General features: G+C 68.5%; 18 protein-coding genes and 1 tRNA gene. 14 read left to right on the plus strand and 5 right to left on the minus strand.

The genetic code is table 11. The annotated features are described in order from the left end of the window. Window positions 1-382: 382 nt before the first annotated feature. Window positions 383-1,414 carry an LLM class F420-dependent oxidoreductase gene (locus VGV06_06785; GenBank protein ID HEV2054860.1) on the minus strand — a complete coding sequence of 344 codons (1,032 nt, stop codon included), beginning with the start codon at window positions 1,412-1,414 and terminating at the stop codon, window positions 383-385. After that, window positions 1,414-1,938 carry a DinB family protein gene (locus VGV06_06790; GenBank protein ID HEV2054861.1) on the minus strand — a complete coding sequence of 175 codons (525 nt, stop codon included), beginning with the start codon at window positions 1,936-1,938 and terminating at the stop codon, window positions 1,414-1,416. Before VGV06_06790 ends, VGV06_06785 begins: the two co-directional genes overlap by 1 nt. Window positions 1,939-2,189: 251 nt before the next feature. Here VGV06_06790 and VGV06_06795 point away from each other — a divergent pair, with 251 nt between their 5' ends. The 6 genes from VGV06_06795 to clpX all read left to right on the plus strand — a co-directional run bounded on the left by VGV06_06795 (window position 2,190) and on the right by clpX (window position 8,173). Next, complete coding sequence (locus VGV06_06795) at window positions 2,190-2,933, plus strand: substrate-binding domain-containing protein (protein ID HEV2054862.1); 744 nt, start codon at window positions 2,190-2,192, stop codon at window positions 2,931-2,933. A gap of 68 nt (window positions 2,934-3,001) precedes the next feature. Beyond that, window positions 3,002-4,774, plus strand: coding sequence for an acyl-CoA dehydrogenase family protein (locus VGV06_06800; GenBank protein ID HEV2054863.1), 1,773 nt, complete (start codon window positions 3,002-3,004; stop codon window positions 4,772-4,774). Window positions 4,775-4,871: 97 nt separating this feature from the next. Further along, window positions 4,872-4,957 (plus strand) — tRNA-Leu (locus VGV06_06805). Window positions 4,958-4,979: 22 nt separating this feature from the next. Then, window positions 4,980-6,248: a trigger factor gene (tig, locus tag VGV06_06810; GenBank protein HEV2054864.1), complete on the plus strand. Its 1,269-nt coding sequence runs from the start codon at window positions 4,980-4,982 to the stop codon at window positions 6,246-6,248. 35 nt (window positions 6,249-6,283) lie between these two features. Further along, window positions 6,284-6,910, plus strand: coding sequence for an ATP-dependent Clp endopeptidase proteolytic subunit ClpP (gene clpP / locus VGV06_06815; GenBank protein ID HEV2054865.1), 627 nt, complete (start codon window positions 6,284-6,286; stop codon window positions 6,908-6,910). A 12-nt stretch (window positions 6,911-6,922) separates the two neighbouring features. Then, on the plus strand, window positions 6,923-8,173 hold the full coding sequence (clpX, locus tag VGV06_06820; protein ID HEV2054866.1) for an ATP-dependent Clp protease ATP-binding subunit ClpX: 1,251 nt from the start codon (window positions 6,923-6,925) through the stop codon (window positions 8,171-8,173). 19 nt (window positions 8,174-8,192) lie between these two features. On the opposite strand, the gene VGV06_06825 is transcribed toward clpX, so the two are convergent. After that, a complete protein-coding gene (locus VGV06_06825) occupies window positions 8,193-8,939 on the minus strand; it encodes a GNAT family N-acetyltransferase (protein HEV2054867.1) in 747 nt (248 codons plus the stop codon). 58 nt (window positions 8,940-8,997) lie between these two features. Between VGV06_06825 and rsmI the strand changes: the two genes are divergently transcribed. The 6 genes from rsmI to VGV06_06855 all read left to right on the plus strand — a co-directional run bounded on the left by rsmI (window position 8,998) and on the right by VGV06_06855 (window position 13,875). Continuing rightward, complete coding sequence (gene rsmI, locus VGV06_06830) at window positions 8,998-9,699, plus strand: 16S rRNA (cytidine(1402)-2'-O)-methyltransferase (protein ID HEV2054868.1); 702 nt, start codon at window positions 8,998-9,000, stop codon at window positions 9,697-9,699. Further along, a complete protein-coding gene (thiD, locus tag VGV06_06835; protein ID HEV2054869.1) occupies window positions 9,678-10,466 on the plus strand; it encodes a bifunctional hydroxymethylpyrimidine kinase/phosphomethylpyrimidine kinase in 789 nt (262 codons plus the stop codon). Before rsmI ends, thiD begins: the two co-directional genes overlap by 22 nt. Continuing rightward, window positions 10,466-11,269: a twin-arginine translocase subunit TatC gene (gene tatC / locus VGV06_06840; protein HEV2054870.1), complete on the plus strand. Its 804-nt coding sequence runs from the start codon at window positions 10,466-10,468 to the stop codon at window positions 11,267-11,269. Before thiD ends, tatC begins: the two co-directional genes overlap by 1 nt. Next, the gene (locus VGV06_06845; GenBank protein ID HEV2054871.1) at window positions 11,266-12,621 is read left to right on the plus strand and encodes a DEAD/DEAH box helicase; all 1,356 of its coding nucleotides are present in this window, start codon (window positions 11,266-11,268) and stop codon (window positions 12,619-12,621) included. Before tatC ends, VGV06_06845 begins: the two co-directional genes overlap by 4 nt. Window positions 12,622-12,761: 140 nt before the next feature. Then, complete coding sequence (locus VGV06_06850; protein ID HEV2054872.1) at window positions 12,762-13,322, plus strand: hypothetical protein; 561 nt, start codon at window positions 12,762-12,764, stop codon at window positions 13,320-13,322. Window positions 13,323-13,326: 4 nt separating this feature from the next. After that, entirely contained in the window at window positions 13,327-13,875 is a 549-nt protein-coding gene (locus VGV06_06855) for a 2'-5' RNA ligase family protein (protein HEV2054873.1), read from the plus strand. Between the two features lie 16 nt (window positions 13,876-13,891). On the opposite strand, the gene typA is transcribed toward VGV06_06855, so the two are convergent. Continuing rightward, window positions 13,892-15,691, minus strand: coding sequence for a translational GTPase TypA (gene typA, locus VGV06_06860; protein HEV2054874.1), 1,800 nt, complete (start codon window positions 15,689-15,691; stop codon window positions 13,892-13,894). 97 nt (window positions 15,692-15,788) lie between these two features. Between typA and VGV06_06865 the strand changes: the two genes are divergently transcribed. Beyond that, window positions 15,789-16,370: a peptidylprolyl isomerase gene (locus tag VGV06_06865; GenBank protein ID HEV2054875.1), complete on the plus strand. Its 582-nt coding sequence runs from the start codon at window positions 15,789-15,791 to the stop codon at window positions 16,368-16,370. Between the two features lie 4 nt (window positions 16,371-16,374). Further along, window positions 16,375-17,973, plus strand: a complete 1,599-nt coding sequence (locus VGV06_06870; GenBank protein HEV2054876.1) for a D-aminoacylase — start codon at window positions 16,375-16,377, stop codon at window positions 17,971-17,973. On the opposite strand, the gene VGV06_06875 is transcribed toward VGV06_06870, so the two are convergent. After that, window positions 17,960-18,235: 5-methyltetrahydropteroyltriglutamate--homocysteine methyltransferase (locus VGV06_06875; GenBank protein ID HEV2054877.1), on the minus strand; the 276-nt coding region annotated here is incomplete at its 5' end. The genes VGV06_06870 and VGV06_06875 overlap by 14 nt on opposite strands.

Here is an 18,235-nt window from a genome sequence, read left to right on the forward strand (position 1 = left end):
GACCCCGCGTGCTCCGGGGCGCGCCCCCTTTGCCCCCGCCGAGACACCCCCGCCGGGATCGATCCGCTCCCCGTCTTACGCCCTCTGTGTCCTGTGCTCTCGATCAGGTCGGATGCCACGTGAGTCGCTTGATCCGCCCGAGAATCTGCCCAAACAGGCGCTGCGTCAAGTGGCGTTCGGGCAGCTGGAGGATAACGTACCGCGCATGCAGGATGAGGCGCCCGCCGGTCGCGAATCGCCGTTGCTGGAGGCTCGTCAGGGACCAGCTCTGAAAGGCGAGAGGCAGGACAAGCCGGCGCAGCAGATTGTCAAGATGGTAGGCCACGACCCCCAAGAGCAAGCGCACTTCATTGGCGCGGAACCGATGACAGGGGATCCGGGTTTAGAGGGCGCGGACAAGCTCGAGCAGGCGCCCGAGCGTGGCGAGCCGCGCGTCGAGCGTGTCACCCGCGGGCTCGACGCGCAGCGTGGTGATCCCGGCATAGCGATACGCCTCGAGGCGCTTGCGCACCATCGCCTCCGTCCCGAGGAGGTTGGTCTTGAGCACCAGCTCGTCGGGCACGCGCGAGGCCGCCTCTTCCCTGCGGTCGTCCAGCCAGAGGCGCTGGACCTCGACCGCCACGTCCTCGTAGCCCGCCCGCTTGAATGCGTCGTTGTAGAAGTTGTGCTGGCGCGAGCCCATGGCTCCGAGCGTGAAGGCGAGGCCGGGCTTGCGCGCCGGGATGAGCCGCTCGGCGTCATCGGAGAAGGCGACCACGCCGCCCGCCTGGAGGTCGAGCTGGGCGAGCGAGCGGCCCGCGCGGAGGGCGCCCGCCTCCAGGTGGTCGAAGAACACCCGCGCGTGCTCGGGCATGAAGGAGGTGCCGAGCCAGCCGTCGGCGATCTCTCCCGTCATCTCGAGGCTCCTCGGCGACAGCGTGGCCAGGTAGATGGGGATCTCCGGCTGGGGCCGCGCCGCCGACCTGAGCGCCTTGCCCTCGCCTCCGGGCAGCGGCAGCTCGTAGATCTTGCCCTTGTAGGCGAGGCGCTCGCCCCGCGCCGCGCGCCGCACGATCTCGACGGTCTCGCGCAGGCGCTGCACGGGCCGCTCGAAGCGGATGCCGTGCCACCCTTCGATGACCTGCGGCCCGCTCACGCCGAGCCCGAGGAGAAAGCGTCCGCCCGACATCGCGGCCAGGCTCATGGCCGTCATCGCGACGAGCGCGGGCGTGCGGGTGCCCGCCTGCATGATCCCGGTGCCGAGGCGGATGCGAGAGGTGCGCGCCGCCATAAAGGCGAGCGGGGTCGCCGCGTCGTGTCCCCACGCCTCGGCCGACCACAGGCAGTCGACGCCGAGGCGCTCCGCCTCCACCACGTAGGCGCTCGCCGCCTGCCAATCGTCGTTGGCGAGCTTGAGAGAGATGGCAACGCGCATCAGGCGCTGCGGGACGCCGTCATTGCGGCGGCGATCTTCTGAAGCTGGCCGGCGTGGTCCAGGTCGTGCAGGCGCATGAAGAGCAGGGTCTCGCGCCAGTTGAGCGGGCCGAACATCCCGTGCTCGATTGGGCGCTCGAGGCTGGCGAGGGGATCGGCGCGCAGCACGCGCTCGAACAAGGCCTCGCGATCTCGCGTTAGGAGGGCCGACCACTCGGCCGCCGGGCGCGCGGGCGCGCCGACGGCGCCCTGGTCTTTCATTCGCCTCGGCGGTGGCGCCTGGTCGAGGGCGCGCGTGATGCCGGCGCCGAAGTAGACGCCCGCGGCGACGACGTGCGCCATCACCTCGTTCGCGCTCCACTCGTCTTCGGCCGGGCGCTCGGTGAAGCGGGCGGCCGGAACGGCCTCCGCCGCCGTCCGGAGGTCCGCCATCGCCGCGCGGACTTTCTCGATGATGGCGGCCGGCGAGAGCTTCGCGCCTTGCGCCTCCAGGTAACTCCGGATCCGCGCTTCCTCGTCGGTCATGTCGCTCTCCTCACACGAACTCTTCGCCCAGAATGCGCCAGATCTCGCGGAAGTCCTCCAGGTACCCTTCGCTCTCCTTGACCCCCTTGGCCCGCGCCGTGGCGGGTGCCGGCTATCCTAGTCGGACGCGGCCGCGAAGGCAAACCCGGTTCGTGACTTCGCCTACAGGCGCCCGAACGAGTGGCGCCTTCGTGCTAAGGTTTGCGGGAAGATCCGTCGCGGCCGCTTGATCAGGGACAAGGGAGATGGCGATGAGAGTAGTCGCGCTCGTGCTGGCCGGCTGTCTGTCGACGGCCCCGGTGTCGGCCGCCGAGGTCCGCGTCTTCTGCGCGGGCGCCGTCGAGTCGGGCCTCGTTGCGCTGTCCGGCGCGTTCACGCGGGAGACAGGGAACGTGGTGCGACTCACGGCAGGGGTGCCGGCGGCGCTGAGACAGAGGGTCGAGGCGGGCGAGGCTCCCGACGTGCTGATCGCGCCGCCGGCGGTGATGGACGCGCTGGTCCGGGCGGGCAAGGTCAAGGCGGAGGGACGGGCGCTCGTCGCGCGTGTCGGCGTGGGCGTCCTGGTGCGCAAGGGCGCGCCGCTTCCCGACATCTCGTCCCCTGAGCGCCTGAAGCAGACGCTCCTGTCGGCCGAGTCGCTGGTCTACAACCGGGCCTCCACCGGGACATACTTCGAGCGGTTGCTCGACCGCCTGGGCGTCGCCGAGCAGGTCAAGGCCAAGGCGGTGCGCTACGCCGACGGCGTCTCCGTCCTCGAGCACGTGCTCCGGGGCACCGGCCGCGAGGTCGGCATCGGCGCGATCACCGAGATCAGGGAGTACGAGCCCATGGGGCTCACGTTCGTCGGGCCGTTGCCCGGCGAGCTCCAGAACTACACGAGCTACGTCGCGGGCGTGGTGACCGTAGCCGGCGATCCGGACGGCGGGGCGGCGTTCATCGGGTTCGTCACGAGCCCCGCCGCGAAGACGGTGTTCTCGGCAACTGGTGCGCAGTGACGCGCGCGGGCCAAGTTGACAGCATCGCCCCGGGTTGAGATAAGCGGGATCATGACGGGAGAACTACGATGAGCCTCACGAGCAAGAATCCGCAGCCGGCGCAGGACGGGATGCCGACGACGCGGGGGATGAATTTCTTCCTCGAGGACCGGAACCTCCAGTTCCTCTGCGAATCAGTGATGGGCGCCGCGACCTTCGAGCGCGCGCGGCCGCACCTCGTCGAGATGGGCAAGGTCGCCGGCGGGGAGCTCGATGACCTCGCGGCCCAGGCGGACAAGAACCCTCCGGTCCTCCGCGCCTTCGATCAGGCCGGCCGGCGCGTGGACGAGGTCGTCTTTCACCCGTCCTACCGCCGCATGGAGGCGATCGCCTTTGGGCGCTTCGGTCTCGCGGCGCTGTCGCACCGGGACGGCGTGCTCGGCTGGCCCGGTCGCGTGCCGCAAACGGTCAAGTACGCGCTCTCCTACCTCTTCGCCCAGTCCGAGTTCGGCCTGCTCTGCCCCGTCAACATGACGGACTCGACCGCGCGGATGCTGAAGCACTACGCGAGCGACGAGCTCAAGGCGGCCTGGATCCCGCGCCTGACCACGACCGACTTTCCCCAGCTCCTCCAGGGGACGCAGTGGATGACCGAGAAGACGGGCGGCTCCGACGTCGGCGCCGCGACCACGCTCGCGCGCAAAGGCGCCGACGGGCTCTGGCGGCTCTGGGGCGACAAGTGGTTCTGCTCCAATGCCAACGCGGATGTCGCGCTGACGCTGGCCCGGCCCGAGGGCGCGCCCAAAGGCACGCGGGGGCTCGGCATGTTCCTCGTCCCCAAGTACCTGCCCGACGGCACCAAGAACGGCTGGGTCATCAATCGGCTCAAGGACAAGTTCGGTTCTCGCTCGATGGCCTCGGGCGAGGTGACGTACCACGGCGCTGTGGCGTATGTCGTCGGTGACGTCGGCCGCGGCTTCAAGCAGATGATGGAGATGGTCAACCTTTCCCGGCTCTCCAACGCGATGCGCGCCGCGGGGATCATGAGGCGGGCGTTCCTGGAATCGGTTGTCCATGCGCAAGGCCGCGCGGCCTTCGGCGGGCCGCTCATCGCGCTGCCTCTGCTCCGCGCCAACCTGATGGAGATGCTGCTCGACGTCGAGGCCGCGGCCTCGGTCGTCTTCAACGCCGCGGCGGTGTTCGACCGCTGGGACGGCGGCTCCGCCGAGGACCGCAAGCTCTTCCGCATCTGGACGCCGATCGCCAAGTGCTGGACCACGGCGCGGGCGCGCGCGGTTGCGAGCGAGGCCATGAACGTGCGCGGCGGCAACGGCTACATCGAGGAGTGGGTGAACGCGCGGCTCGTGCGCGACAGCTACCTGGGCGCCATCTGGGAGGGTGCGACGCCGGTGGTGGCGCTCGACGTCCAGCGCGCCATCATGCGCGAGCAGTGCCACGAGGCCCTCTTCGCGTATATCGGCAGGCAGCTCCAGCACGTGACGGAGCCGGCGGCCAAGCCCTGGGTGGACGCGGTGGTCCAGGCGGTCGAGGCGCTCAAGCGGCGCATCGACGTGTGGGCCGCGCTGTCTCCCGAAGAACAGGAGCTCGAGGCCAAGCCCGTGGCCGACCTTCTCTACCACCTGCTGGCGGCGAGCCTGCTCCTCCACGAGGGCCAGACGCTTCGCGAGCGCTCGCAAGACTTCCACAAGCTTCTCGTGGGCGCGCTCTACGTCCAGCGCTGGCTTGCGGCCCGCGATCTCCACGCGCCGCCCTTCGCCGCGCGGGATCTCGGCTGGCTCGACGCGTTGATCGCCTGGACCCCCGTTCCCAAGACAGCGCTGAGCAGTCGGGCCTCTCACTAGGGCCCCGGCTTGTGTTCCGGCTGACAACCCCCCGTTCTGACAGGGGGAAAGGCGGTTCGGTCCCTCTTGGCCCTTGTGGTATCCTCACCCTCACATCGCGAGAGTGGCGGAACTGGCAGACGCGCTGGACTTAGGATCCAGAGGGTCATACCCGTGGGGGTTCGACTCCCCCCTCTCGCACCAGCCTTTTTCATCAGGAGCCTGAATGAAAGTCGCCGTCGAAGAGATCGGCGCGTGCAAGCGCCGCCTGCAGGTGGAAGAGGGACCGGAAGTCGTCCAGGACGCCTGGGAGAAGGCCTTCAAGCGTGTCCAGAAGGAGGCCCGGCTGCCCGGCTTCCGCAAGGGCAAGGTGCCGGCGGGCATGATCAAGCTGCACTTCGCCGATGACGTCCGCCAGGAGGTCGCCCGCCACCTGATCCCCGACGTCTATCGCCAGGCGCTCCAGGAGACCAAGCTCCGCCCCGTAGAAGAGCCCGACCTCAAGGAAGTGACGCTCGAGGAGGGCGCGCCGCTCAAGTTCGAGGCGATGGTGGAGATCAAGCCCGCCATCGCGCTCGGCCAGTACGCGGGGCTGACCGTCAAGCACGCGCCCAAGCCTTTCGAGGAGCGCGAAGTGGACGAGGCGCTCGAGCACCTGCGGGAGCAGCACGCCGAGTTCCGCACCGTGGAGCGTCCGGCCGATCTCCACGACCACGTGATCATGGATTACACGCTGACGCCCGAGGGCATGGACGCGCGGACGGAGACGGGCTACGGCTTTCTCATCGGCTCGGGCGCGGTCATGCCCGAGGTCGAGGAGGCCGTGATCGGGCTCACAGCGGGAGGTGAGCGGACTACCCACGTCCGCTTCCCCGACGACCACCGGAACGAGGCGCTTCGCGGCAAGGCGGGCGAGGCAAAGGTCAAGGTCACCGAGGTCAAGGAGAAGGTGCTCCCGGCCCTCGACGACGAGCTGGCCAAAACCGTGGGTCAGTTCGACACGCTGGACGCCCTCAAGGAGGGGGTGCGGAAGGGTCTTGAGGCACGGCGGTCCGCGGAGAACCGGCAGGTGCTCGAGGACGCCGTCACCGAGGCCGTGCTGGCGGGGCACCCTGTCGAGGTCCCAGAAGCACTCGTGCTGCGTCAGGTGGGCCATCTGATCGAGCACACGCGCGAGCGTGTCAGGCGCCAGGGCATGGACCCCGACAAGCTGCCCTGGGACTACGGCAAGCTGCTGGAAGAGCTCAAGCCGGGAGCCGAAAAAGCCGTGCGCCGGTCGCTCGTGCTCGAGGCCATCGCCGAGAAGGAGGGGCTCATCCCGACGGACGCCGACGTCGACGCCGAGGTTGAGAAGATCGCGGTCGCCAACAACCGGCCTGTCCCGGCCGTGAGGCGGATCATGCAGGATAGCGGCGACCTGGACGGGCTGCGACACTCGCTCCGCGAGACCCGGACGCTGGAGTTTCTCATCTCGAAGTCAACCGTGACGGTCTAGGGTACACTGGGCGCATGGCAACCAGGAGGCGTCCCATGGCGTTGGTTCCGATGGTGGTGGAGCAGACGCCCCGCGGCGAGCGGGCGTTCGACATCTTCTCGCGTCTGCTCAAGGAGCGGATCATCTTCCTGCCGACCTATATCGAGGACGAGATCGCGAACCTCGTGATCGCGCAGATGCTCTTCCTCGAGGCCGAGGACCCGGACAAGGACATCGCGCTGTACATCAATTCGCCGGGTGGCTCGGTGACGGCGGGCATGGCGATCTACGACACGATGCAGTACATCAAGCCCGACGTGAGCACGATCTGCATGGGGCAGGCGGCCTCGATGGGGGCGCTCCTGCTGGCGGCCGGCGCCAAGAACAAGCGCTTCGCCCTGCCGCACGCGCGGATCATGATCCACCAGCCGCTCGGGGGAGTCCAGGGGCAGGCGACGGATATCGACATCCAGGCCAGGGAGATCCTCCGGATGCGGGAGGAGTTGAACCGCATCCTGCTCCACCACACGGACCAGACCATGGAGAAGATCCAGCGGGATACGGACCGCGACTTCTTCATGACCGCGGAGCAGGCCAAGGAGTACAGGATCGTGGACGAGGTCATCTCCTCCAAGCCGACTCCGAGGCCGGTGGCCGACGCGCCGGCGATGGCGGGGAGATAGGCGGCTCGGGGAATGGCGGCTCGGGCGCGCGAGGGCGGAGGGACGCTGAAGTGCTCGTTCTGCGGCAAGAGCCAGAACGACGTGCGCAAGCTCATCGCGGGGCCCACGGTCTACATCTGCGACGAGTGCATCGAGCTCTGCAACGACATCATCGCGGAGGAGTGGGAGGAGGAGAAGAGTAAGGAGCTCCGCAGCCTCCCCAAGCCCGCCGAGATCAAGACCGTGCTCGACCAGTACGTGGTCGGGCAGGAGCGGGCGAAGAAGGTCCTCGCCGTCGCCGTCCACAACCACTACAAGCGCGTCGAGGCGGGCGGCGAAGCCGGCGACGTCGAGCTCCAGAAGGCGAACATCTTGCTGATCGGCCCGACCGGCTCCGGCAAGACGCTGCTCGCGCAAACCCTCGCCAAGATGCTCCACGTGCCCTTCACCATCGCCGACGCGACCACGCTGACCGAGGCGGGCTACGTCGGCGAGGATGTGGAGAACATCATCCTGCGACTGCTGCAGGCGGCGGACTACGACGTCGAGCGGGCCCAGCGGGGCATCGTGTACATCGACGAGATCGACAAGATCGCACGCAAGAGCGAGAACCCGTCCATCACCCGCGACGTCTCGGGCGAGGGTGTCCAGCAGGCGCTCCTGAAGATCCTCGAGGGCACGGTCGCCAACGTGCCGCCCCAGGGCGGGCGGAAGCACCCGCACCAGGAGTTCATCCAGGTCGACACGGCCAACGTGCTCTTCATCTGCGGTGGCGCATTCGTCGGGCTCGACAAGATGGTGGAGAACCGCGTGGGCAAGACCGGCATGGGCTTCGGCGCCGAGATCAAGAGCCGGGAGGACCGGCGGGTGGGCGATCTCCTGGCGATGGTGCAGCCGGAGGACATGCTCAAGTACGGCCTCATCCCCGAGTTCGTCGGGCGGCTGCCGGTCGTCGCGACGCTCCACGACCTGGACGAAGCGGCGCTCGTGCGGATCCTGAAGGAGCCCAAGAACGCCATCATCAAGCAGTACCAGAAGTACTTCGACCTCGAGAAGGTGCGGCTCAAGTTCACCGACGACGCCGTCGCCGCCGTGGCCCGCGAGGCCATGAAGCGTGGGACAGGCGCGCGCGGGCTCAGATCCGTGCTGGAGGAGGTCATGCTCGAGGTGATGTACGAGCTGCCGTCCCTCCCGGGGCTCAAGGAGTGCATCATCACGCGCGAGGCGATCGTGAGCCGCGAGCGGCCGATCCTCATCTCGGAGCCGAAAGAGCAGTCCGCCTGACGCTTCACCGCCCTGAGCTTCACCCCCGGAAGGCGTGCTTCATCCACACGTTGGCTTCCTCGTAGCGTCCGACATCGCGCCTGACGTCGATCTTCACCGGCTGGAACGCGCCCGCGACGACGTACGACCCGCTCTCGGGGAAGCGCAGTCCCGCCCACTCCTCCCATCGGGCGACCGTGTCGGTGATGACCATCGCTTTCGGAGCGACCCGCACGATCTCAGCGCCCATCCGCTGATGCACGCGGAGCCACGGGTCGAAGACGGCGCCGTCGGCGCGCGTCCATGTGACGTAGCGCTCCATGGGAGTGAGTGGGTAGAGCTGCTTGAGCGACGGGCGCAACGGCGCCACGAGGGTCTTCAAGCCGTGGCGCCGGGCGATCTCGCCCATGGCCTCGATCACCGGCCGGCTCACCCCACGGTCGCGGTGCGCGGGATCCACGATGGCCGCCAGTGCCGAGAGCGCCGTCGGCCGGCGGCCGTCCCGCTTCACCGCCACGCCCCGCTCCAGGATCTCCGGGATGTCCGGCGGGAGGTCAGCCATCGAGCCGTCGCAGATCAAGGGGATGGAGTTCCCAATTGCCACGAGCGCGCCGGCCTCATCCCAGAGCCCAAACTGGAAGTCGGCGAAGTCGGTGAAGATCCGGGGCCAGAGGGGGCCCGCGCCGTTGCCCTCGTGGACGAAGCGCGGCCAGGCCTGGCGGTGGAACTCGGGGAAGTGCTCCCTGAGCCCCGGCTCCTCGCTGAGGGTGCGAACCGTGAATTCCATGTCAGAATGATCCTCGAATGAGAGCCCGTCGTCCAGCGCCGCTTGTCGAGCCCACGTCATGACCCCCGGCACGCTCTACGTGGTCGCCACGCCCATTGGCAACCTCGAGGACATCACGCTCCGGGCCCTCCGCGTGCTGAAAGAGGTCGGCCTCGTCGCCTGCGAGGACACGCGCCGCACGCGGACGCTGCTGACCCACTTCGGCATCCACGTGCCCGTCACGAGCTACTTCGAGCACAACAAGCTCGCCAAGGGCCCGGCCATACTCAAGACGCTCCGCGAGGGAAAATCCGTGGCGCTGGTCACTGATGCGGGGACGCCGGGCATCTCGGATCCAGGCTTCCTCCTCGTCAGGGAAGCGCGCGAGGCCGGCATCCCCGTGGTCCCGGTGCCCGGCCCCTCGGCCGTGGTGACGGCGCTGTCGGCCGCCGGTATCCCCGCCGACAGCTTCGTCTTCGACGGCTTCCTGCCCGTCAAGCCGGGGAAGCGGATCCACAGGCTCGAGGCGCTTCGCGGGCTCGAGATGACGCTGGTCTGCTACGAGTCGCCCCACCGCATCCTCGCCGCGCTCGAGGCGATAGGCCAGGTATTCGGCCAGGCCGAGATCGTCGCGGCCCGCGAGCTGACCAAGCAGTTCGAGGAGATCATCCGCGGCACGCCGGAGGCGCTTCGGGAGCGCTTCGCCGCGGGCACGGTCAGGGGAGAATTCACGCTCGTCATCCCGTATACTAAGGGCTCATGTCCATCCCCAAAGCCCTGACCATTGCCGGCTCGGATTCTGGCGGCGGCGCGGGCATCCAGGCGGATCTCAAGACCTTCTCGGCCTACCGGGTCTTCGGCATGTCCGTCATCACCGCGGTGACGGCGCAGAATTCCGTGGGGGTCCAGGCCGTCGAGTATCTGCCGCCTGCGTTTGTCGCTCACCAACTCTCATCCGTCCTGGACGACTTCGGCGCCGACGCCGCCAAGTGCGGCATGCTCGGCACCGCCGCCATCGTCGAGGCGGTGGCGGCCGGGTTGCGCGCGCATCCGGTGGAGCGGCTCGTGGTCGACCCGGTCATGACCGCCAAGTCCGGCGACGCGCTGCTCGAGCCCGATGCCGTAGGCAAAGTGACGATCCGCCTCCTGCCCCTGGCCCTCGTGGTGACGCCTAACCTGCCGGAGGCTGAAGTGTTGGCCGGCATGCCGGTGTCGAGCCGGGCCGACATGGAGGAGGCCGCGCGCCGCATCCACAAGCTGGGGCCGCGCCACGTGCTGGTCAAGGGCGGCCACCTCAAGGGCGACGCGGTGGACCTCCTCTACAACGGCCGCGACTTCACGGCCTTCCAGGCCCCGCGCATTGAGTCCGACAACACGCACGGCACCGGCTGCACCTTCTCGGCCGCCATCGTGGCGGGCTTGGCTCAGGGGCGGCCGCTCGGCGAGGCCGTGCGCGACGCCAAGGCCTACGTGACGCGCGCCATCCGCGAGGGCTTCGCCCTCGGCCGCGGCGTGGGCGCGCTCCGGCACTTCCTCACGGAGTGGTGATGGCCGACGAGCAGACGGGGCCCGATCCCCAGCAGCAGCGCAGGCTCGGCCAGATGTCGTTCATGGACCACCTGGGCGAGCTCCGCACGCGGATCATGTGGTGCCTGATCGCCGCGGGCGTGGGTCTCGTCATCGCGTTTTTCATCACGGACCCGGTCATGCGCTTCATCTCGCGGCCGCTGTTGGGCCTGAAGACCGAGCTCGTCTTCACCTCGCCCACCGAGGCCTTCTGGACCTGGATGAAGGTCGCCATGGTGCTGGCCATCTTCATCTCCATGCCCGCCCTTCTCTACCAGGTCTGGAAGTTCGTGTCTCCCGGGCTCCACGAGCACGAGAAGAAGTACGCGGCGCCGTTCATCATCGTGGGCTCGCTGCTGTTCCTGATCGGCGGCGCCTTCGCGATGCTCATCATCATCCCCTACGCCTCGACCTTCCTGGTGACGTTCGGGCAGGAGAAGGGCTGGAAGCCGATGATCACGGTGTCCTCGTACACCGATTTCGTCATCAAGTTCGCCCTGGCCTTCGGCATCGTGTTCGAGCTGCCGGTGGTGATCACCATCCTGGCGCTGATCGGCGTGGTGACGCCGCAGTTCCTCTCGAAGAACCGCAAGTACGCCATTTTGATCAATTTCATTGTTGCAGCGGTCTTGACGCCTACTCCCGACATGATCAACCAGACGCTGATGGCAGGCCCCCTGTGCATCCTCTACGAGATCGGCATCATCTGCGCGCGACTGGCCGTGAGGAAGAAGCGCAAGACGCCGGCGCCTGAGCCGCCTGCGGAGACGACGGCGGCGCCATGAGCCCGCTCGACTTCAACTCGCTCGAGCTGCCCGAGCCGGTGATGCGCGGCATCCGCGACGCCGGCTTCGTCGCGGCGACGCCCATCCAGGAAAGCACGCTGCCGCTCGCGCTCAAAGGCAAGGACGTGGCGGGCCAGTCTCAGACGGGCACCGGCAAGACGGCGGTCTTCCTGATCGCCGCCTTCACCCGCTGCCTGCGCCATCCGGCGCCGGCCAAGAGCGGGCCGACGGCGCCGCGCGTGCTGATCATCGCGCCCACGCGCGAGCTGGTGGTGCAGATCGAGGCGGACGCCCGGCTCCTGGGCGCCCACACGGGGCTCAAGATCCGCGCCGTGTACGGCGGCATCGACTACAACAAGCAGCGCGAGGATCTCAGCGAGGCCTGCGACATCCTGGTGGGCACGCCCGGCCGTCTCATCGATTATCTCAAGCAGCACATCTGGTCGCCCCAGCGCGTCGAGGTCCTCGTCATCGACGAGGCCGACCGCATGTTCGACATGGGCTTCATCGCCGACCTGCGCTTCATCCTGCGCAAGCTGCCCAAGCCCGAGAAGCGGCAGTCCTTCCTCTTCTCGGCGACGCTCTCCTTCCGCGTGCTGGAGCTGACCTGGGAGTTCATGAACAACCCCACCCAGATCTCCGTCACGCCGCTCCAGAAGACCGCCGAGAACGTCGTCCAGGTGCTCTATCACGCCGGGCGCGAGGAGAAGTTCAGCCTGCTCCTGGGGCTCCTCAAACGGGAAGGCGGCAGCCGCATCCTGATGTTCTCCAACACGCGCGAGGAGGCGCGGCGCCTCGAGGACCGATTGGAGCGCAATGGCTGGCAGGCCAAGGCCCTGACCGGTGACGTGGAGCAGAAGAAGCGGCTGAAGATCCTGAACGACTTCAAGAACGGCGAGCTGCCCATCCTCGTGGCGACGGACGTCGCCTCGCGGGGGCTTCACATCGAAGGGGTGACCCACGTCATCAACTGGGACATGCCCCAGGACCCCGAGGACTACGTGCACCGCATCGGCCGCACGGCCCGAGCCGGGGCAACGGGCAAGTCCATCAGTCTGGCGGACGAGACGGGCGCGCTCCAGATCGAGCCCATCGAGAAGTTCATCGGCGAGAAGATTCCCGTCGAATGGGCCGAGGACGATTGGTTCCTGCCCGAGATCAAGCCGACGAGCGAAGAGCGCCGGAAGTACGCCGACGAGAAGCGCGCGCGCATGGCTGCGCGCGGCGGGCGACCGGGAGGCGGCGGAAGAGGCGGACCTGGCGGTGGCCGGGGCGGACCCGGCGGCGGCAGACCGGGCGGCGGCCACGGCGGGCGGCCCGGCGGCGGGCGCCCCCCCGGCCGAGGTCGCTGACGCAAGAGTTTCACCTCCCCCTGCCTCGCGCGGAGCGCGCGCTCGCCGCCCTGCTCGGAGGGCCGTGGCGCGATCTCCTGTACGTCCCCGGGCCCGACTTCACATCAGCTCTTGAGCCCGGCCTCTTTCGCAGCGCTTTCGTGGTCGTCCCGGCCGACGGCCCCGCCATCCGCATTTCCTCGACCGTGATGCCCGCCTTCGGCATCGAGCTGTGCCGCGTCCAGCTCGAGGCGCTGCCGGACTATCGCGCCGAGATGCTCGGCTCCTTCTTCGATCCGGAACGCCGCGGGCGGATCTTCGTGATGACGAAGGAGCGCGAGACCCTGTCCGCGCAGCCGCCCGAGCGGGAGGGCTGGAGCTATGCCGGGCCTTCGCTCGGCGAGCGACTTGGCCGCGTCGAGCGCGTCAGGCTGATCCGGGAGCGCGTGGCGGCGAAGCTCGACGGCCAGGCGGTGGGGTGGACGGCCGATCGCGGGCTGGTCATCGACGTGCCCGCGGGCGAGCCCTGCCTGCTGCTGGCTTCGGCCGAGAGCGCCGAGCAGGCCCTCTTCCTCCCGGTGCCCCGCCTCTATCGTGCGCTTCTGGCTTCGACGTCGGCCGCGCCCGGGGCGACGGCACGCGAGCTCCTGGGCTATGGCGAGTGGCGGGAAGACTTCCAGCTGGCGCTCGAGACGGTCGCGCTCAGCAGCCCCGGGCTCTAGCCCAATGCGCTACATCATGCCCTGCCTGTTGCCGCCGCCGATCGGGGACTATCAGCGCGAGCTGGTCGACGTCATCACAGCACGCTTCGGGCTGACCTTCACCCAGCGTCAGGCGATCCCCGCGCACTTCACCCTCAAGTACCACTTCACGACCCCGGAGATCGGGCAGATCGAAACGCTGCTTGACGACTTGGTTCGGAGGCAACGCAGGACGCCCATTATCGTAGGAGGCTTCGGGCACTTCCTCGAAGACGTCATCTTCGTTGAGGTCGAGCTCTCGCCCTCCGCGCAGCGTGTCTTCGAGGCGCTGGTTTCAGCCTTGAGGACGCTCCCATGGATGTCCTGGGCCCAGTTCGATGCCGAGAACCTGCGCCCCCACATGACGATCGCCGAGCAGTGTCGGCCCCGCTTCCGAGAGGTCTGGGAGTTCCTCAAGCCGCGCGAGCGTCGCTTCACGGCGTGGTTCGACAACATCACGATTCTCAAGAAGGTGGGCGAGACGGACGACATGGACCTGTGGGCCGTCCACAGGAGGTTCGACCTGGGCGACTAAGCGGCGGAGGGGGACTCTAGAAGCGGCGGCGGCTGCCCATCGACTTCTTGCGGAGGCGGAGCGACTTCGGCGTGATCTCGAGCAGCTCGTCCTCGCGGATCCACTCGAGCGACTGCTCGAGGTTCATCAGGTGGGGCGGTGTCAGGCGCACGCCCTCGTCCGAGGTGGACGCGCGCATGTTGGTCAGCTTCTTTTCCTTGGTGATGTTGACGTCGAGGTCGCTGTCGCGGTTGTGCTCCCCGACGACCTGTCCCTCGTAGACCGATTCCCCCGGCCCGACGAAAAGCACGCCGCGCGGCTGGAGATGGTCGATAGCATAGGCGGTCGTTCTGTTCGTGCGATCGGAGACGAGCGCGCCGTTCGCCCGGTGCGGGATATCGCCCTGCCACTCGGCATAGCCGTCGAAGAGGTGGTTCAGCAGCCCCGTGCCGCGGGTGTCCGTGAGGAACTCGGAGCGGTAGCCGATGAGCCCACGCGAGGGCAGGCGGTACTCGAGCCGCACGCGCCCCGTGCCGTGGTTGACCATCTTGGTCATCTGGCCCTTGCGGGGCCCGAGCTTCTGCGTCACCGCGCCGATGAACTCCTCGGGGATGTCCACCACGAGGTGCTCCATCGGCTCGAGCGTCTGGCCCTTCTCTTCCTTCGTGATGATCTGGGGCTTGCTCACTTCCAGCTCGAAGTCCTCGCGCCGGATCATCTCGATCAGGATGGCGAGCTGCAGCTCGCCCCGCCCAGACACCCTGAACGTATCGGGTGAGTCGGTCTCCTCGACGCGGATGCCGACGTTGGTCCGCCGCTCCTTCCAGAGCCGGTCGCGCAGCTGGGTGGACGTGACGAACCTGCCCTCACGCCCGGAGAAGGGCGAGACATTCGACGAGAAGAGCATCGAGACCGTGGGCTCGTCGATGTGCATGACGGGCAGGGCCACGGGGTTCTCGGCGTCGGCCAGGGTCTCGCCGATCTCGACGTTGTCCGTGCCGGCCACGGCCACGAGATCGCCGGCCGAGGCTTCGGCCACCTCGACACGCTTGAGCCCCTCGTAGCCGTAGAGCACCGTGATCTTGGCGCTCTCGGTCGAGCCGTCGCGGTGGACCACCGCCACCCGGTCGTACTGGCGGATCGTGCCGTTGACGATCCGGCCGATCACGAGCCGGCCCACATAGTCGTCCCAGTCAAGCGAGGTGGCGCGGAACTGGAGCCCCATCCCGGGGTCGAAGCGCGGCGGCGGGATCGTGTTGACCAACGTCTCGAAGAGCGGCGCCAGGGTCTTGGAGTCGTCGTCCAGGCTGAGCTTGGCGATGCCCTTGCGCGCGTCGGTGTAGAGGACGGGGAAGTCGAGCTGGTCCTCCGCCGCCTCGAGGTCGATGAAGAGGTCGTAGACCTCGTCGAGCACCAGCGCGGCGCGCGCGTCCTGGCGGTCGATCTTGTTGATGACGACCACCGGGGTCAATCCCGCCTCGAGCGCCTTCTTGAGCACGAAGCGCGTCTGGGGCAGGGGGCCTTCCGCCGCGTCCACCAGCAGCAGCACGCCGTCCACGAGCGTCAGCGTCCGCTCGACCTCGCCGCCGAAGTCGGCGTGGCCGGGGGTATCCACGATGTTGATCTTCATGTCCTTGTAGTGGATGGACGTGTTCTTCGCCATGATGGTGATGCCCTTCTCGCGCTCGAGGTCGATCGAGTCCATGACCCGCTCGACCACGTGCTCATTGGCGCGGAAGATGCCCGACTGCCACAGCATGGCGTCCACGAGGGTGGTCTTCCCGTGGTCGACGTGCGCAATGATGGCGACGTTTCGGATGTCGGGGCGCTGCGGCATGGCTTTCACTGTACCACGGATGGAGTGGCGAACCAGCGCGGCGGTGGGGCATAATGACGCGTCCAACCCGGCGTCCCACGTGCAAGGAGGCTCATTCGTGAAGGCTCGCGTCGCCATCATCGCGCTCGTCGCGCTGTTCGTCACGCTCGTGCTGCCTGTCCCCGGCCCGATCGGGCCCGTCGGCGCCCAGCAGCCGACCCCACCCGCACCCAAGGAAGCCCCCAAAGGAGGCACGAAGGTGAAACAGACGGCCACCATCACCATGGAGAAGGGCGGCGTGATCGCCATCGAATTCTTTCCGGAGGACGCCCCCAAGACGGTGGAGAACTTCGTCACGCTGGCCAAGAAGGGTTACTACGACGGGGTGACCTTCCATCGCGTGGAGCCGAACTTCGTCGTCCAGGGCGGCGACCCCAAGGGCGACGGCACCGGGGGCCCGGGCTACACCATCAAGGACGAGTTCAACAAGCAGAAGCACGTCCGCGGCGTGGTGGCGATGGCGCGGACCCAGGCCCCGAATTCCGCGGGCAGCCAATTTTACTTCACGCTGGCCCCCGCCCACTTCCTCGACGGCCAGTACACCGTCTTCGGCCGGGTCACCTCGGGCATGGAGGTGGTGGACAAGATCAAGGTCGGCGACAAGATGAAGTCGGTGAAGATCAACGAGGCCGCCCAGTAGCGCCATGGCCTGGTCGCTCCTGATCCGGAACGGCACGGTGGTGGACGGCAGCGGCGCGCCCGCGCGTGCCGCCGACGTCGCGGTCGAGGGCGACCGTATCGCGGCGGTGGCGCCCGGGCTGGCCGGCGAGGCGGACCGGGTGATCGACGCCAAGGGTCTCATGGTCGCCCCCGGCTTCATCGACATCCACTCGCACTCGGACCTGGTCTACGACAAGTGCCCGTCGGCCGAGTCCAAGGTGCGCCAGGGCGTGACCACCGAGGTGGTCGGCATGTGCAGCTTCTCGCCGGCCCCGGTCGCTCCGGGCCGCGCGGATCTGGTGCAGGAGTGGGCGGGCGGCATCGGCGGCAAGATACCCATCACCTGGAACACCTTCGGCGAGTACCTCGATCACCTGCGCGGCCTGGGCCCCTCGGTGAACATCGTGCAGTTCGTGGGTCACGGAGCCCTGCGCTTGGCCGCCGTCGGGGCCGCGGCGCGCGCGGTGACACCGGAGGAGCAGCGGGGCATGGAGCGGCTGCTCGCGGAAGCGCTCGACGCGGGCGCCTTCGGCTTCTCCACCGGGCTGGTGTATGCGCCCAGCGTCTACGGCAATACGGAAGAGCTGGTGGGGCTTGCCCGCAGCATGGCGAGCCGGCGCGGGCTCTACTTCTCGCACATCCGAGGCGAGGCGGCCACGCTCGAGCAGGCGGCCCAGGAAGCCATCACGATCGGTGAGCAGGCCGGCGTGCCCGTGCAGATCGCCCACGTGAAGGCCTCGGGCCGCGAGAACTGGGGCAAGATGGATCGCGTCCTGCGCCTGATCGACGGCGCCCGCGCCCGCGGCGTGGACGTGACCGGCGACGTCTATCCCTACCCGGCGGGCAGCACCAAGATGGACAACCTGCTCCCCGCGTGGATGCACGACGGCGGGATCTCGAAGCTGCTCGAGCGGCTCAGCGATCCCAAGGCGCGGCAGCGCGCGATCGGCGACTGCCTGGTGGACGGCGAGCGCTGGCGCACCGGCTCGGGCGGCATGGGCTGGGACGAGATCATGATCGCCACCTGCTCGAAGCCGGAGCTCGCGGGCATGCACATTGCGGAGCTGGCCCGGCGCACCGGCAAGGAGCCGGCCCAGGCCATGATGGATCTGGTGATGGACGAGCGCGCCGGCGTCTCGATGGTGGTGTTCTCCCAGAGCGAGGAGAACGTGGGGACCGCGCTGGGCTACGCCCATAACATGGTGGGCTCCGATTCGCTGTCGCTGCACGCCGGCCCCGGCCCGCATCCCGGCAAGCCCCACCCGCGCAGCTACGGGACGTTCCCGCGCGTGCTCGGGGTCTACTGCCGCGAGAAGCGGCTCTTCTCGTGGGAGACCGCGGTGCACAAGATGACCGGCATGCCCGCGACCAAGCTCGGCCTGAAGGACCGCGGGCTGGTGCAGGGCGGCCGCGCCGCCGATCTGGCGCTGTTCGATCCGGCCACGGTGCGCGACGAGGCGACGTTCCCGGATCCGCACCGCCATCCGGTCGGCATCCCTTACGTCATCGTCAACGGCCGGGTGGTGGTGGACGGCTCGCGCTACAACGCGGTACCGGCCGGCCGCGTGCTCACCCCCGCCTGAGGATCGCGGCGGCCCGGCTGATCGCCAGGAGCTTGGCCTCCGCCACCCGAGCCGAGGCCAGCGGGTTGTCGGCGAAGGTGGCGAAGCCGCAGTCGGGCGCGAGCAGGACGCGGTCGGCGCCGAAGCAGGCGATGGCGCGGCGGCCCCGGGCCACAATCTCGTCCACGCTCTCCACGCGCTCGTGCTTCTGGTTCACCACCCCGACCCCGACGCGCGTCGTCGACGGAAGCACCTTCAATACCTCGATCTCGCCCGCCCGCTC

Source organism: Candidatus Methylomirabilota bacterium (genome assembly GCA_035936835.1).
GTDB lineage: Bacteria > Methylomirabilota > Methylomirabilia > Rokubacteriales > CSP1-6 > AR37.